Annotated in this window: 12 protein-coding genes; 5 read left to right on the forward strand and 7 right to left on the reverse strand. The window is 72.7% G+C overall.

Annotated features, from left to right (window positions below; translation table 11 throughout):
- Window positions 1-12 precede the first annotated feature (12 nt).
- Together ACNJ93_RS10745 and ACNJ93_RS10750 are read left to right on the forward strand one after the other, a co-directional pair.
- Complete coding sequence (locus ACNJ93_RS10745; RefSeq protein ID WP_418957153.1) at window positions 13-963, forward strand: sugar phosphate isomerase/epimerase family protein; 951 nt, start codon at window positions 13-15, stop codon at window positions 961-963.
- 241 nt (window positions 964-1204) lie between these two features.
- The gene (locus ACNJ93_RS10750) at window positions 1205-1411 is read left to right on the forward strand and encodes a helix-turn-helix transcriptional regulator (RefSeq protein WP_418957154.1); all 207 of its coding nucleotides are present in this window, start codon (window positions 1205-1207) and stop codon (window positions 1409-1411) included.
- Between the two features lie 24 nt (window positions 1412-1435).
- On the opposite strand, the gene ACNJ93_RS10755 is transcribed toward ACNJ93_RS10750, so the two are convergent.
- Window positions 1436-3718, reverse strand: a complete 2283-nt coding sequence (locus ACNJ93_RS10755; RefSeq protein WP_418957155.1) for an MMPL family transporter — start codon at window positions 3716-3718, stop codon at window positions 1436-1438.
- A gap of 163 nt (window positions 3719-3881) precedes the next feature.
- On the opposite strand from ACNJ93_RS10755, the gene ACNJ93_RS10760 reads away from it, so the two are divergent.
- Window positions 3882-4526, forward strand: coding sequence for a TetR/AcrR family transcriptional regulator (locus ACNJ93_RS10760; RefSeq protein WP_418957156.1), 645 nt, complete (start codon window positions 3882-3884; stop codon window positions 4524-4526).
- Here ACNJ93_RS10760 and ACNJ93_RS10765 read toward each other — a convergent pair.
- Entirely contained in the window at window positions 4504-5724 is a 1221-nt protein-coding gene (locus ACNJ93_RS10765) for a cation:proton antiporter (protein WP_418957157.1), read from the reverse strand. The genes ACNJ93_RS10760 and ACNJ93_RS10765 overlap by 23 nt on opposite strands.
- 159 nt (window positions 5725-5883) lie before the next feature.
- Here ACNJ93_RS10765 and ACNJ93_RS10770 point away from each other — a divergent pair, with 159 nt between their 5' ends.
- A complete protein-coding gene (locus ACNJ93_RS10770; RefSeq protein WP_418957158.1) occupies window positions 5884-6198 on the forward strand; it encodes a heavy-metal-associated domain-containing protein in 315 nt (104 codons plus the stop codon).
- 79 nt (window positions 6199-6277) lie between these two features.
- Window positions 6278-8491, forward strand: a complete 2214-nt coding sequence (locus tag ACNJ93_RS10775; protein WP_418957159.1) for a heavy metal translocating P-type ATPase — start codon at window positions 6278-6280, stop codon at window positions 8489-8491.
- 347 nt (window positions 8492-8838) lie between these two features.
- Here the strand turns inward: ACNJ93_RS10775 and ACNJ93_RS10780 are convergent, their stop codons facing one another.
- The 5 genes from ACNJ93_RS10780 to ACNJ93_RS10800 form a co-directional block, all read right to left on the reverse strand.
- The gene (locus ACNJ93_RS10780) at window positions 8839-10128 is read right to left on the reverse strand and encodes a citrate synthase (RefSeq protein WP_418957160.1); all 1290 of its coding nucleotides are present in this window, start codon (window positions 10126-10128) and stop codon (window positions 8839-8841) included.
- Between the two features lie 133 nt (window positions 10129-10261).
- Window positions 10262-12505, reverse strand: a complete 2244-nt coding sequence (locus ACNJ93_RS10785; RefSeq protein ID WP_418957161.1) for an ATP-dependent RecD-like DNA helicase — start codon at window positions 12503-12505, stop codon at window positions 10262-10264.
- A 176-nt stretch (window positions 12506-12681) separates the two neighbouring features.
- A complete protein-coding gene (locus ACNJ93_RS10790) occupies window positions 12682-13485 on the reverse strand; it encodes a sugar phosphate isomerase/epimerase family protein (protein ID WP_418961365.1) in 804 nt (267 codons plus the stop codon).
- A 26-nt stretch (window positions 13486-13511) separates the two neighbouring features.
- Window positions 13512-14666 carry a dihydrodipicolinate synthase family protein gene (locus tag ACNJ93_RS10795; RefSeq protein WP_418957162.1) on the reverse strand — a complete coding sequence of 385 codons (1155 nt, stop codon included), beginning with the start codon at window positions 14664-14666 and terminating at the stop codon, window positions 13512-13514.
- Window positions 14663-15814, reverse strand: a complete 1152-nt coding sequence (locus tag ACNJ93_RS10800) for a Gfo/Idh/MocA family protein (RefSeq protein WP_418957163.1) — start codon at window positions 15812-15814, stop codon at window positions 14663-14665. Before ACNJ93_RS10800 ends, ACNJ93_RS10795 begins: the two co-directional genes overlap by 4 nt.
- Between the last annotated feature and the right edge of the window lie 91 nt (window positions 15815-15905).

The following is a 15905-nucleotide window of genomic DNA, read 5'->3' on the forward strand; positions in this document are numbered from 1 at the left end:
AAGCTGAGCCGCATGACGCCGACGCCTCCGCTGTCGTCCCCGCAGTCGTCCCCCCGGACCCCCCGGCCCTCCCTGTCCCGCATCCGGATCGGCTCCGCCCCCGACTCCTGGGGGGTGTGGTTCCCCGACGATCCCCGCCAAGTCCCGTGGGAACGCTTTCTCGACGAGGTCGCGCGGGCCGGGTACGCGTGGATCGAACTCGGCCCGTACGGCTATCTGCCCACCGATCCGGCGCGGCTCACCGAGGAGACCGCGCGGCGCGGGCTCAGGGTCTCGGCCGGCACGGTCTTCACCTCGCTGCACCACGGCCCCGCGGTCTGGGACCGCACCTGGGCGCATGTCGCCGACAACGCGGCGCTGGCGCAGGCGATGGGCGCGGAACACCTCGTGGTGATCCCGTCGTTCTGGCGGGACGACCGGACCGGCGCGGTCCTGGAGGACCGCGTCCTCACCCCGGGGCAGTGGCGCGATCTGACCGCGCTGACGGAGCGTCTGGGCCGGGAGGTCCGGGACCGGTACGGACTGCGGATCGTCGTCCACCCGCACGCGGACACGCATCTCGACTCCGAGGAGAACGTGGCCCGTTTCCTGGACGCCACCGACCCCGACGTGGTCGCGCTCTGCCTGGACACCGGCCACTACGCGTACTGCGGCGGGGACAGCGTCAAGCTGATCGAGACCTACGGCGAGCGGATCGGCTACCTCCATCTCAAGCAGGTCGACCCGGAGGTGCTGGCCCGTGTGGTCGCCGACGAGGTGCCGTTCGGCCCGGCGGTGGCGCAGGGCGTGATGTGCGAGCCGCCCGCCGGGGTGCCGGCCCTGGAGCCGGTGCTCGCGGCGGCCCAGGCGCTGGGCGTGGAGCTGTTCGCGATCGTCGAGCAGGACATGTACCCCTGCCCGCCGGACAAGCCCTACCCGATCGCCGAGCGGACCCGCCGCTTCCTGCGCTCCTGCGGGGCCTGACGGCGACCCCGTATCCGGGTCCCGTAGGGCTCCCTCTGACCGCGCGTCACTTTTGTCACGTCCGTTCCTCCCTCGTCACACATGTCTCCGTTACGCGGGCCTTCCGTCACAGCCGCTCGACAGGCGCTCTCCCCCCGAAGGGAGCCGTCGTTCACGGGGCACAGGCTCAGTGATCGCCAACGCACGCGACGCAGCTCCCCCGACGGCACCCCCCGGCCGCAGCTGCGCCGCGCGCAGGGAGGTGCCGCACATGACGGACAGAAGGCTCTGGTCGTACAAGGACATCGCCGCGCACATCCGCGTGCAGCCGGACACGGTCCGCTCCTACCGGAAGCACGGACTGCTCCCGCCGCCCGACCAGGTGGAGAACGGCAAGCCCTACTGGTACGTGGACACGATCCGCACCTGGGTGGCCAACCGTCCCGGCAACCGGAGCCGCCGCGCCTGATCTTCGCGGGAGCCCGTGGGGGCCTCAGGTCCCCACCGGCTCCTTCTCCCGGTCCTCCGCGCTCCCGGCGGCCCGCGCCGCCGCGGGCGCGGCCGCCGGCTCCCCGCTCTCGCTGATGCCGAAGCGGTCGTGCAGCCGGCGCAGCGGGCCGGGGGCCCACCAGGTGAGCCGGCCGGTCAGCTTCATCACCGAGGGCACCAGCAGACTGCGCACCACCATCGCGTCCATGAGCACGGCCAGGGCGAGTCCGAGGCCGAGCATCTTGGTGTTGGTCACCCGCGAGGTCCCGATCGCCACCATCACCACCGCCAGGATCACCGCGGCGGCCGTGATCAGCCCGCCCGTGCGGCTCAGCCCGAACCGGACGGACCGCTCGTGGTCGCCGCTCGCGTCGTACTCCTCCTTGATCCGGGAGAGCAGGAACACCCCGTAGTCCATGGACAGTCCGAAGGCCACGCAGAACATCAGCACCGGCAGGGTGGTCTCGATGTCGCCGGTCGGGGTGAAGCCCAGCAGTCCGGACAGATGGCCGTCCTGGAACACCCACACCATCGCGCCGAACATCGCCGTCAGGCTGAGCGCGTTGAGCAGCACGGCCTGGACCGGTATGAGCACGCTCCCGGTGAGCAGGAAGACCAGCAGCAGCGTGACCACCACGACGATCGCCAGCGCCCAGGGCAGCCGCTCGGCTATCGCGTCCTGGGAGTCGGTGAGGACCGCGGCCGTGCCGGTCACGGAGGTGTCGAAGGGGGCCGGCGCGGCGCGCAGTTCGCCGACGAGGGCCTTGGCGCGGGGCCCGACGGCCTCGCCCTCCGCCAGCACGGTGAAGTACGCGTCCGTGCCCCGGACCAGCGGCCCGTCCACCCGGACCACGCCCGGCAGCCCGTCGATCCGGTCCCGGTAGGCGGCGTACTGGGCGGGCGTGGCCCGGCCCTCGGCGAGGACCGTGAGCGCGCCCCCGGGGCTGCCGGGGAAGTCGTGCCGCAGGGTGTCCTGGACGACCCTCGACTCGGAGGTGGCCGGCAGCTGCCGGTCGTCCGCGGTGCCGAACGCCACGTTCAGGAAGGGCAGTCCGAGCAGGACCAGGCCGACGACCGTGCCCACCGCGAACAGCGGCGCCCGGCGCATCACCAGCGTCGCCGCCCGCGCCCAGCCCGCCCCCACGGCCTTCCCGGCTCCGGTTCCGGCCCCGGCCCCGGTTCCGGCCGCCGCGGCCGTCCCGGCCTCCCCGCGGCCCCGGCGGCGGAACGCCTTGCGCAGGTCCCACGCGTTGACCCGCTCGCCGAGCAGGAGGAGCGCGGCGGGCAGCAGGGTCAGCGCGGCGGCCGCGGCCAGCAGCACCACGGCGAGGCCCGCGTACGCGAAGGAGCGCAGGAAGTACTGCGGGAACACCATCATCCCGGCCAGCGAGACGGCGACGGTCAGCGCGGAGAACAGCACCGTCCGCCCCGCCGTGCGCAGCGTCGTCGCCACCGCCGTCCGCGTGTCGGCCCCGGCCTCCAGCTCCTCCCGGAACCGGCGGACGATGAACAGCGCGTAGTCGATGGCCAGACCGAGGCCGAGGGCGGTGGTCAGGTTCATCGCGAAGACGGAGACGTCGGTGAACTCCGTGAGCCCGCGCAGGACCGCGTTCGTCCCGAGTATCGCGACGATGCCGACGGCCAGCGGCAGCAGGGCCGCGACCGCGCTGCCGAAGACCATGACCAGCAGCACCAGCGTGATCGGCAGGGCGATCAGCTCGGCCCGCAGCAGGTCCTCCTGGATGATCGTCTGCATCTCGTGCTGCACGGCCACCGGTCCGCCGACCGACACCTCCACCGGCCCGTGCGCGCCCCGGAACGCGGGCGCGATCCGCTCCAGGGTCTCGCCGGCGGTCTTCTCGTCGCCCTCGATCCGGGCGGCTATCACGGCCTCGCGCCCGTCCTTCGCGCGCAGCGCCGGGGACTTCACCGACCAGTACGAGCCGACGCCCGTGACGCCCGGCTCCGCGTCGAGCCGCTCGGCGAGCCGGGCCGCCTCGGCGGCCACCGCCGGGGCGTCCACCCCGGCCTTCCCGGCGTCGACGAGCAGGAGCAGATTGGGCTGGGAGGCCGGGAACGCGCGCTCCAGCACCTCCGTCGCGTACGTGGACTCCGCGTCCGGGTCCTGCCAGCCGCCGCTGCCCATGCGGTCGGCCACCCCGCTCCCGGCGAGCACCGCCAGGGCCGTGAGCACCAGCGCGACCAGCAGCGTCAGCCGGGGCCGGGCGGCGACGAACCGCATCCACACCCCGCCCCCCTGCGGAGCGGAATTCTTGACTTCGGCCATGACGCGGTGTCCCCTTCACCGAGACCCGTGCGCCCGCTTCCGGGCAGGCAGCAGGGGTCGCCCCTTGCCATAGACTGGCAAACACGAGAGCTCGCTCGCGTTTCTCAAGAATGCGAGCGACCACTCGTGTTTGTCAAACGCGTCACGAAAGCTGGGGACAGCCATGTCCGAGGAACCCGCGCCGCGCCGCCGGCAGGCGCGCGGCGAGCGCCGCATCGCGCAGCTCCTGCAGGCCGCCGCGAGCGTCTTCTGCCGGACCGGGTACGCGGCGGCCAGCACCAACGCCATCGCCCGCGAGGCGAAGGTCTCCCCCGGCACGCTCTACCAGTACTTCCCCAACAAGGAGGCGATCGCCGTCGAGCTCGGCGACCGCCTGCTGCAGGAGATGCGCGCGACACAGGGGCTGGCCTTCGACCGCGTCGACCTGCGCCTTCCGCTGCCGGAGCTGGTGGACGCGGTGCTGGAGCCGGTGATCGAGTTCAACTGCCGCAACCCCGCCTTCCTCGCCCTCATGCACGGCAGCGGCGACGTCCCCGGCCGGATCGCCGAGGAGCACGAGGCGGTGCACGAGCAGATGCTGACGCGCATCGGCGAGCTGATCCGGAGCATCGCCCCCGCCCTGGACGACGGCGAGCGGCGGCGGATCGCCGCGATGACCCTCGGCATCGTCAAGGCCGGACTCGACCTGGTCCTCGCCGCCCCCGAGGGCCCGGAGCGGGACGGCACGGTCGCCGAGCTGAAGCGCGCGGTCGTGCGCTACCTCGACCCGCTGTTCGCGCCGCCCCTCACCACGACTCCGAGCCCGTGACCCGCTCGCCGGGCGGACTCTGAGCGCCCGCCCCCGCCCCCGCCCGGCACCGCAGCGCCAGCAGCGGGAAGAGCAGCACGGACACCATCGCGGCGCCGACCAGCGCCGCCGCCTCACCGGCGCCGAGCGCCCCGTCGTCCACGCCCATGGCGGCGATCGCGACGACCAGCGGGAGCGCGGTCGACCCGTACAGGGCCAGCGCCGCGCGGCTGCGCGGGGCGAGGTCGCGCGGCGCGAGCAGCCAGACCGGCCCGCCGCGCACGAGCAGGAACAGCAGCAGGAACACGGGCAGGAGCAGCAGCGTCCGGCCGCCGTCCAGCAGCGAGGCCAGATCGAACTCGATGCCGGTCACCACGAAGAACAGCGGCACAAGGAACCCGAAGCCGACGGCCTCCACCTTCGCCAGGATCTCCGGCCCCTCCTCCGGCGCGGCGCCGTCCAGCAGCAGACGGGTGATCAGACCCGCCGCGAACGCGCCGAGCAGCATGTCGAGGCCGAGCGCGTGCGCCGCCCCCAGCATCAGCGCGAGCAGCAGGAAGACGAACCGCACCGCGAACTGCCCGCTGGTGTGCAGGGTCCGGCGCACCACCCGGGAGAACCACGGCGCGCGCGGCCGCAGCGCCCAGTACACGCCGAAGGCCGTGAGCGCGGCGAACACCGCGAGCAGCGCGGTCGCCTCGGCGGGCCTGCGCCCGCTGAGCAGCAGGGCCATCGCGATGATCGGCCCGAACTCGCCGACCGCCCCGAAGGCCATCACGACCGATCCGAACCGCCCCTGCAGTTCGCCGGCGTCCCGCAGCACCGGCAGGACGGTGCCGAGCGCGGTGCTGGTCAGGGCGGTGCCGACGTAGACGCCCTGGTGGAAGTCCCCGCCGGCGAGCAGGACGCCGAGCCCGAGGCCGGCGGCGAGGGTCAGGAGCCAGGCCCGGACGGAGCGGGTGAGGGTGTCGCCGCGCACCTTGCCGAACTCGATCTCGTACCCGGCGAGGAAGATCAGCATGGCGAGGCCCAGCTCGGAGAGCCCGTCGACGAGCGCGTCCGGGTGCGCCCAGCCGAGCACGTCGGGGCCGATCAGGATGCCGAGCACGATCTCGAAGATGACCAGCGGCACGGCCAGCCACCGGCCCGCCAGGAAGGCCAGCAGGGGCGCGAGCACACCGATGGACATGATGAGAATGAGGGTCCCCGAATGCGACATGTCGGGTATCTACCATGGCCGGAACGCAACTCGTCCGGGGCGCGACTGGATTGATACCCCCCAGGGGTATAGAGTGTGTTCCGTACGGGGCGCCACCCCGCCCGTACCGGGCACCCCACCGCACCGCCCCGGAAGACCGTCGTGAAAGAGGAGAACGCCATGACCGCCGAGACGAAGACCGAGCTCCCCCAGGCCACCGGCTCCTGCTGCTCGTCCACCGGCTCCTGCCACGACGGCGCGGCCGAGGTCCGGGAGGGCGGCGTGACCACGGTCTACGAGGTCAAGGGCATGACCTGCGGGCACTGCGAGGGCGCGGTGAGCAGCGAGATCTCCGAGCTCCCCGGCGTGACCTCCGTCACCGCCGTGGCGTCCACCGGCCGGGTCACCGTCGTCTCCGAGGCCCCGCTCGACCGTGACGCCGTCGCCGCCGCCGTCGACGAGGCCGGCTACGAGCTGGTCGGCGTCCAGGGCTGACATCCGGGGCGTCCGCCCGCTCCGCACCCCAGGGTCGTACCGTGGCAACGGTACGACCCTGTTCGCGTCGGGAAGGCACATGACCTCCAGCACCACCACCGAGCTGCTCATCGGCGGCATGACCTGCGCCTCCTGCGCGGCCCGGGTGGAGAAGAAGCTCAACCGGATGGACGGCGTGACCGCCACCGTCAACTACGCGACGGAGAAGGCACGGATCGAACACCCGGCGGACGTCTCCGTCGACGACCTGGTCGCGACGGTCGTGAAGACCGGCTACACCGCCGAACCTCCCCCGCCGCCGGAACCGGAACCGGAACCCGACGCCGAGGAGCGCAGCGCACCCGCCGACGAGACCGCCGCCCTCCGGCGCCGCTTCCTCGTCTCCGCGGTCCTCTCCGCCCCCGTGATCCTGCTCGCGATGGTCCCCGCCCTGCAGTTCGACCACTGGCAGTGGCTGAGCCTGACCCTCGCCGCCCCGGTCGTCGTCTGGGGCGGGCTGCCCTTCCACCGCGCCGCCTGGACCAACGCGCGGCACGGCGCGGCCACCATGGACACGCTCGTCTCGCTCGGCACCCTCGCCGCCTTCGGCTGGTCGCTGTGGGCGCTGTTCCTCGGCGACGCCGGGATGCCCGGCATGCGGCACGGCTTCGACCTCGCCGTCTCCCGCGCCGACGCCGCGTCCACGATCTATCTGGAGGTCGCGGCCGGGGTCACGACCTTCATCCTGCTCGGCCGGCTGCTGGAGGCCCGCGCGAAGCGGAAGGCCGGCGCGGCACTGCGGGCCCTGATGGAGCTCGGCGCCAAGGACGTGGCCGTCCTGCGCGGGGGCGCGGAGGTCCGCGTCCCGGTGACGCGGCTGCGCGTGGGCGACCGGTTCGTCGTCCGCCCCGGGGAGAAGATCGCCACGGACGGCACGGTCGTGGACGGCGCCTCCGCCGTCGACGCCTCGATGCTCACCGGCGAGTCCGTCCCCGTGGACGTGACCGTGGGCGACGGCGTCACCGGCGCGACCCTGAACGCCGGCGGCCGGCTCGTCGTGGAGGCCACCCGCGTCGGCGCCGACACCCAGCTGGCCCGCATGGCCAGGCTGGTCGAGGACGCGCAGAACGGCAAGGCCGAGGTCCAGCGCCTCGCCGACCGGATCTCCGCCGTCTTCGTGCCCGTCGTGATCCTGCTCGCGGCGGCCACCCTCGCGTACTGGCTCGGCACCGGGGCGGGCACCACCGCCGCGTTCACCGCCGCCGTCGCCGTCCTGATCATCGCCTGCCCCTGCGCCCTGGGCCTGGCCACGCCCACCGCCCTGATGGTCGGCACCGGCCGCGGCGCCCGGCTCGGCATCCTGATCAAGGGCCCCGAGGTGCTGGAGTCCACCCGCCGCGTGGACACGGTCGTCCTCGACAAGACCGGCACGGTCACCACCGGCCGCATGGAACTGCGCAAGGCGTACCCCGAGGGCGACACCGACGAGAACGAGCTGCTGCGCCTCGCGGGCGCCCTGGAGCACGCCTCGGAGCACCCGGTCGCCCGCGCGGTCGCGGCCGGCGCGGCGCACCGCCTGGGCGCCCTGCCGGAGGTACGGGACTTCGTCAGCGTGCCCGGCCTCGGCGTGCGCGGCACGGTCGAGGGCCGGCGCGTCCTGGCCGGCCGCCCGGCCCTGTTGGAGGCCGAGGGGATCGCGCCGCCGCCGCTGCCGGACGACCACGCGAGCACCGCGGTCGCGGTGGCCTGGGACGGCGTCGCCCGCGGCGTGGTGACGGTCGCGGACGCGGTCAAGGAGACCAGCCCGGAGGCGGTCGCCCGGCTGCGGGCCCTGGGCCTCACCCCGGTCCTGCTGACCGGCGACCACCGGGCCGTCGCCGAGGCCGTGGCGGCGGAGGTCGGGATCGACGAGGTGATCGCCGAGGTGCTGCCGCAGGAGAAGGTCGCGGTGATCGAGCGGCTGAAGGCCGAGGGCCGTACGGTCGCCATGGTCGGCGACGGGGTGAACGACGCGGCCGCGCTGGCCGTGGCGGATCTGGGCCTGGCGATGGGCACGGGCACCGACGCCGCGATCGAGGCCGGCGACCTGACCCTCGTCCGCGGGGACCTGCGGGTCGTGGCCGACGCGATCCGGCTCTCCCGGCGGACGCTCGCGACGATCCGGGGCAACCTGTTCTGGGCCTTCGGCTACAACGTCGCCGCGCTGCCGCTCGCCGCGGCGGGACTGCTGAACCCCATGATCGCGGGCCTCGCCATGGCCTTTTCGTCCGTTTTCGTAGTGTCCAACAGCCTGCGACTCCGGGCGTTCACGTGAATTCACATTCACGTGACGCACAAGACCTTCACAAAGAGACCTAGATCACAGATATTTGGGGGTAACCATCTGGGCTGTTCGCGAGTCTAAGTGGGCGATGCCAAGAACGTCTTGGGGGACGTTCATGGGATGTCTTGGGGGACGTCCCAGGCAAGCGTTGGCCGGGGCACGTGCACCGGGGAGCTTTGAGCGGCCCTCCCGTACGTACGTTCCCCGGCAGACCGCGCACAGACGCCCGGCCAGGATCCCGTGGGGGGAATCCGCACCGGGGATATGGGAAGCGCCCCGCTCGCCGACCCGTGGGGGGATCGGCGGCGGGGCGCTTTTCGCTGCGAGAGCGCCGAGGCTCAGCGGGCCTCGACCGGGACGAAGTCGCGCTCGACGACGCCCGTGTAGATCTGGCGCGGGCGGCCGATGCGGGAGCCCGGCTCCTTGATCATCTCGTGCCACTGGGCGATCCAGCCCGGCAGGCGGCCGAGGGCGAAGAGCACGGTGAACATCTCCGTCGGGAAGCCCATGGCGCGGTAGATCAGACCCGTGTAGAAGTCCACGTTCGGGTAGAGGTTGCGCGAGACGAAGTAGTCGTCGGAGAGCGCGTGCTCCTCCAGCTTCAGGGCGATGTCCAGCAGCTCGTCGGACTTGCCGAGCGCGGAGAGGACATCGTGCGCCGCCGCCTTGATGATCTTGGCGCGCGGGTCGAAGGACTTGTACACCCGGTGGCCGAAGCCCATCAGGCGGACGCCGTCCTCCTTGTTCTTCACCTTGGTGATGAACGAGTCGACGTCGCCGCCGTTGGCCTGGATGCCCTCCAGCATCTCCAGGACGGACTGGTTGGCGCCGCCGTGCAGGGGGCCCCACAGGGCGGAGATGCCCGCGGAGATCGAGGCGAACATGTTCGCCTGCGAGGAGCCGACCAGGCGCACGGTCGAGGTCGAACAGTTCTGCTCGTGGTCCGCGTGCAGGATCAGCAGCTTGTCCAGGGCGGAGACGACCACCGGGTCGAGCTCGTAGTCCTGGGCCGGCACCGAGAAGGTCATCCGCAGGAAGTTCTCGACGTAGCCGAGGTCGTTGCGCGGGTAGACGAACGGGTGGCCGACGGACTTCTTGTACGCGTACGCCGCGATCGTCGGCAGCTTGGCCAGCAGACGGATCGTGGACAGGTGGCGCTGCCGCTCGTCGAACGGGTTGTGGCTGTCCTGGTAGAAGGTGGACAGCGCGGAGACCACCGAGGACAGCATCGCCATCGGGTGGGCGTCCCGCGGGAAGCCGCGGAAGAAGTTCTTGACGTCCTCGTGGACCAGCGTGTGCTGGGTGACCTCGTTCTGGAAGACGCCGAGCTCGTCCGCCTTCGGGAGCTCGCCGTTGATCAGCAGGTACGCCACCTCCAGGAAGGTGGACTGCTCGGCCAGCTGCTCGATGGGGTAGCCGCGGTACCGCAGGATGCCCTTCTCGCCGTCCAGGTAGGTGATGGCGGATTTATAGGCGGCGGTGTTCCCGTAACCGCTGTCCAGCGTGACCAGACCGGTCTGGGCCCGGAGCTTCCCGATGTCGAAGCCCTTGTCGCCGACGGTGCTCTCGACCACCGGGTAGGTGTATTCACCGTCCGCGTACCGCAGTACTACAGAGTTGTCGCTCACGTCATCCCTCACCGACGTAGTGCCTCTTCTTCGAGGTGCCCTGACTGTCTCTACCATCCCCCATTTGGCTCAGCAGAGTGCACTCGGGGTCGACCATTGGGCCATGTGGCGGCACTCAGTGCCGTCAACCTGCTCATCCTGCCCCCTTCGCCCCGGTTGGGGAAAGTCCGGCGAGCCGATGGGCGAGCGCGGTGCACCGCCGTCCCGCCGAAACGGTACGCACCGCCTGACCGATCGCCTTCCGCGAACCGACCAGGACGACCAGTTTCTTCGCCCGGGTGACGGCGGTGTAGAGCAGGTTCCGCTGGAGCATCATCCAGGCCCCCGTGGTGATCGGGATCACGACCGCGGGGTACTCGCTGCCCTGCGAACGGTGGATGGTCACAGCGTAGGCATGGGCCAGCTCGTCCAGCTCGTCGAAGTCGTACGGCACCTCCTCGTCCTCGTCCGTGCGCACCGTCAGCCGCTGTTCGACCGGATCGAGCGCGGTCACCACCCCGACGGTGCCGTTGAAGACGCCGTTGGCTCCTTTGTCATAGTTGTTACGGATCTGGGTGACCTTGTCGCCGACCCGGAAGACCCGGCCGCCGAAGCGCTTCTCGGGCACGTCGGGGCGGGCCGGGGTGAGCGCCTGCTGGAGCAGGCCGTTGAGGGCGCCGGCGCCGGCCGGACCGCGGTGCATCGGGGCCAGGACCTGCACGTCCCGGCGCGGGTCGAGGCCGAACCTGGCCGGAATCCGGCGGGCCGCCACCTCGACCGCCAGCCGGCCCGCGTCCTCCGTCTCCTCCTCGGCGAACAGGAAGAAGTCCGGCAGGCCGGTCGTGACCGGATGCTGCCCGGCGTTGATCCGGTGCGCGTTGGTGACCACCCCGGACTCCTGGGCCTGCCGGAAGATCCGGGTCAGCCGGACCGCCGGCACCGGGCTCTCCGACGCCAGCAGATCACCCAGCACCTCCCCCGCGCCCACCGACGGCAGCTGGTCCACGTCCCCCACAAGAAGCAGATGGGCACCCGGGGCCACCGCCTTGACCAGCTTGTTCGCGAGCAGCAGGTCCAGCATCGACGCCTCGTCGACCACCACCAGGTCCGCGTCCAGCGGCCGGTCCCGGTCGTACGCGGCGTCCCCGCCCGGCTTCAGTTCGAGCAGCCGGTGCACGGTGGACGCCTCCGCCCCGGTCAGCTCGGCCAGCCGCTTGGCGGCCCGGCCCGTGGGCGCGGCCAGCACCACCTTCGCCTTCTTCGCGCGGGCCAGCTCCACCACGGACCGCACGGTGAACGACTTGCCGCAGCCCGGCCCGCCGGTCAGCACCGCGACCTTGCGGGTCAGGGCCAGCTTCACGGCCTCCTCCTGCTCGGGCGCGAGCGAGGCCCCGGTCCGCCGCGCCAGCCAGGCCAGCGCCCGGCCCCAGTCCACGTCGGCGAAGGCCGCGAGCCGGTCCTCGTCCGCACCCAGCAGCCGGCGGATCTGTCCGGCCAGGGAAAGCTCGGCGCGGTGGAAGGGCACCAGGTACACGGCCGTGACCGGCTGCCCGTCCGGCCCGGGCACCTTCTCCCGCACGACCCCCTCGGGGTCCTCGGCCAGCTCGCCGAGGCAGTCGATGACCAGCCCGGTGTCCACCTGGAGCAGCTTCACCGCGTCGGAGATCAGCTGCTCCTCGGGCAGGTAGCAGTGCCCCTGGTCGGTGGACTGCGACAGGGCGTACTGGATGCCGGCCCGGACCCGCTCGGGGCTGTCGTGCGGGATGCCGACCGACTGCGCGATCCGGTCGGCGGTGAGGAAGCCGATGCCCCACACGTCGGCGGCCAGCCGGTAGGGCCGCTCGCGCACCACGGCGATCGACTCGTCCCCGTACTTCTTGTAGATCCGCACCGCGATGGAGGTGGAGACGCCGACGGTCTGGAGGAAGACCATGACCTCCTTGATGGCCTTCTGCTCCTCCCAGGCGGCGGCGATCTTCTTGGTCCGCTTGGGGCCCAGCCCCGGCACCTCGATGAGCCGCTGGGGCTCCTTCTCGATGATGTCGAGCGTCTCGATCCCGAAGTGGCTCGTGATGCGATCCGCGAACACCGGCCCGATCCCCTTGACCAGCCCGGACCCGAGGTAGCGGCGGATGCCCTGGATGGTCGCGGGCAGGAGGGTCGTGTAGTTCTCGACGGTGAACTGCCGGCCGTACTGGGGGTGGGAGCCCCAGCGCCCCTCCATCCGCAGCGACTCCCCCGGCTGCGCGCCGAGCAGCGAGCCGACCACGGTCAGGAGGTCCCCGCCGCCGCGCCCGGTGTCGACGCGCGCGACCGTGTACCCGTTCTCCTCGTTGGCGTACGTGATCCGCTCGAGCACGCCTTCCACCACGGCCATCCGCGGTCCGGTACTGGACATGATCCGACGGTAGCGAAGACCTCGGACATCCCGGCCGGCGGCTCCGGCGGCCGGTCCGAACGACCGCTGGGGGCCCGGTCCGTGGACCGGGCCCCGCGTGCTCCCCCTCCGTGCCGGGCTTCCCTGATCCCCCCAGATCCCCTCCCCGGAAGTCCCGACGCCCAGTACGACACTCGTCACCCGGAAAGGGTTGCACCGATGCGGGGAGTAATTTTCCCGAAGGCGCTCAGGGTCTCCTCCAGGACCTCCAGGCCGTCCCTCGCCCACAGGTCGTCGTTGAAGAGTTCGACCTCCACCGGGCCGGTGTGGCCGGCCGCCAGGGCCAGTTCGCACCAGTGGGCCAGGTCGATCGCGCCCTCGCCCAACTGGCCCCGGCCGGTGAGGACTCCGGCGGGGAGGGGGGTGGTCCAGTCGGCGAGCTGGAAGGAGTGCAGGCGGCCCTCCGCGCCCGCGCGGGCCACCGCCGCCGGGGCCCGGTCGTCCCACCAGACGTGATAGGTGTCCACGACCACGCCGACCTGCTCCGCCGGGAACGGGGCGGCGAGGTCCAGGGCCTGGTCGAGGGTCGAGACGGCGCAGCGGTCGGCCGCGTACATGGGGTGGAGCGGCTCGATCGCGAGGCGGACGCCGCGCTCCGCCGCGTACGGGGCCAGGGCGGCGATCCCGTCGGCGATCCGGGCCCGGGCGGCGGGCAGGTCGCGGCTGCCGGCGGGCAGGCCGCCGGAGACCAGGACGAGCGTGTCCGTGCCCAGCGCGGCCGCCTCGTCGACGGCCGCGCGGTTGTCGGCCTCCCGGCCGTCGGCGGTGAAGAAGCCGCCGCGGCACAGGCTGGTGACGGTCAGTCCGGCGTCGTGGACGAGCGCGGCGGCGGCCTCGACGCCGTACGCGCGCACCGGCTCGCGCCACAGGCCGACGGCGGTGATGCCGAGCCGGACGCAGTGGGCGACGAGTTCGGGCAGGCCGAGCTGCTTCACCGTCATCTGGTTGATCGAGAAACGGTCGCGGTTCACTGGCCGACTCCGTACACCGTGAGCAGGGACTTCATGCGGTGCTCGGCCAGGCCGGGGTCCGGGAACAGGCCCAGTCCGTCGGCGAGTTCGTAGGCGCGGGCGAGGTGCGGCAGGGAGCGGGCGGACTGCAGGCCGCCGGCCATCGCGAAGTGGTCCTGGTGGCCGGCCAGCCAGGCGAGGAACACCACGCCGGTCTTGTAGTAGCGGGTGGGCGGCTGGAACAGGTGCCGGGAGAGCGCGACCGTCGGGTCGAGCAGCGCGCGGAAGCCCTCGACGTCGCCGGTGTCCAGGACCCGTACCGCCCGCGCCGCGAGCGGGCCCAGCGGGTCGAAAATGCCGAGCAGCGCGTGGCTGAAACCCTTCGCGTCGCCGGCGATCAGCTCCGGGTAGTGGAAGTCGTCGCCGGTGTAGCAGCGCACGCCCTGCGGGAGGCGGCGGCGCAGGTCGATCTCGCGCTCGGCGTCCAGCAGGGAGATCTTCACCCCGTCGACCTTGTCCGGGTGCTCGGCGACGACCTGGAGGAACGTCTCGGTGGCGGCGTCCAGGTCGGACGAGCCCCAGTAGCCCTCCAGGGCCGGGTCGAACATCGGGCCGAGCCAGTGCAGGATCACCGGCTCGGCGGCCTGGCGCAGCAGGTGCGTGTAGGTGTCGAGGTAGTCGTCCGGGTCCTCCGCGGCGGCGGCGAGAGCCCGGGAGGCCATGAGGATCGCCCGGGAGCCGGTCTCCTCGACGAGGGCGAGCTGCTCCTCGTACGCCTCGCGGACGGTCACCAGGCCGGCGGGGCCGGTGAGCTGGTCGGTGCCGACGCCGCAGGCGATCCGGCCGCCGACGGCCTTCGCCTCGGCGGCGGAGCGCCGGATCAGTTCGGCGGCCCCCGCCCAGTCCAGGCCCATGCCGCGCTGGGCGGTGTCCATCGCCTCGGCGACGCCGAGGCCGTGGGCCCACAGGTGGCGGCGGAAGGCGAGGGTGGCGTCCCAGTCGACGGCGGCGGGGCCGTCGGGGCCGGTGTCGGCGTACGGGTCGGCGACGACGTGGGCGGCGGAGTAGACGGTGCGGGAGCGCGGTTCCCTCCCGTCCACCGGCGTCGGCGCGGGGGCGGGCCCCGGCTCGTACGCGCGCACTCCCCCGCCGGGCCGCGGCAGCCGGATCACAGCGCCAGCTCCGGGACGTCGAGGGTGCGGCCCTCGGCCGCCGAGCGCAGGCCGAGTTCGGCCAGCTGCACGCCGCGGGCGCCGGCCAGCAGGTCCCAGTGGTACGGCTCGCCGGCGGCCACGTGGCGCAGGAACAGCTCCCACTGGACCTTGAAGGCGTTGTCGAAGTCCTCGTTGTCCGGGACCTTCTGCCACTGGTCGCGGAAGGCGTGGGCCGAGGGCAGGTCCGGGTTCCAGACCGGCTTCGGGGTGGCGGAGCGGTGCTGGACGCGGCAGCCGCGCAGGCCCGCGACGGCGGAGCCGTGGGTGCCGTCGACCTGGAACTCCACGAGTTCGTCGCGGTGGACGCGGACGGCCCAGGAGGAGTTGATCTGGGCGACGGCGCCGCCCTCCAGGCGGAAGATCCCGTACGCGGCGTCGTCGGCGGTCGCCGCGTACGGCTTGCCGTGCTCGTCCCAGCGGCGCGGGACGTGGGTGGCGGTGTGCGCGGTGACGCTCGTGACCCGGCCGAACAGCTCGTGGAGCACGTACTCCCAGTGCGGGAACATGTCGACGACGATCCCGCCGCCGTCCTGCGCGCGGTAGTTCCACGAGGGGCGCTGGGCCGGCTGCCAGTCCCCCTCGAAGACCCAGTAGCCGAACTCGCCCCGCACGGACAGGATCTCGCCGAAGAAGCCGCCGTCGATCAGCCGCTTGAGCTTGCGCAGCCCCGGCAGGAACAGCTTGTCCTGGACGCAGCCGTGGCGGACGCCGGCCGCCTCGGCGAGGCGGGCCAGTTCCAGCGCGCCGGCGAGGTCGGCGGCCGTGGGCTTCTCGGTGTAGACGTGCTTGCCGGCGGCGATGGCCTTCTTGAGGGCGTCGACGCGGGCGGAGGTGATCTGGGCGTCGAAGTAGATCTCGACGGAAGGGTCGGCGAGCACCGCGTCGAGGTCGGTCGACCATTCGGCGAGGCCGTGCCGCTCGGCGAGCGCGCGCAGCGCGGGCTCGCGGCGGCCGACGAGCACCGGCTCGGGCCAGAGCACCGTGCCGTCGCCGAGCGGGAGGCCGCCCTGCTCGCGGATCGCGAGCACGGAGCGGACGAGGTGCTGGCGGTGGCCCATGCGTCCGGTGACGCCGTTCATGGCGATGCGGACGGTCCTGCGTGTCACGGAGTACCTCCAGGTCGCGGCGCGCGGGGCGCACGCGGGGACGGACGAGCGAAGAAGCCGGGGGTGGGGAGGGCGAAGAAAACGGGCGGGG

Origin of the sequence: Streptomyces tritici (assembly GCF_048500665.1) — a bacterium.
In the GTDB taxonomy this organism is placed as follows: Bacteria; Actinomycetota; Actinomycetes; order Streptomycetales; family Streptomycetaceae; genus Streptomyces; species Streptomyces tritici.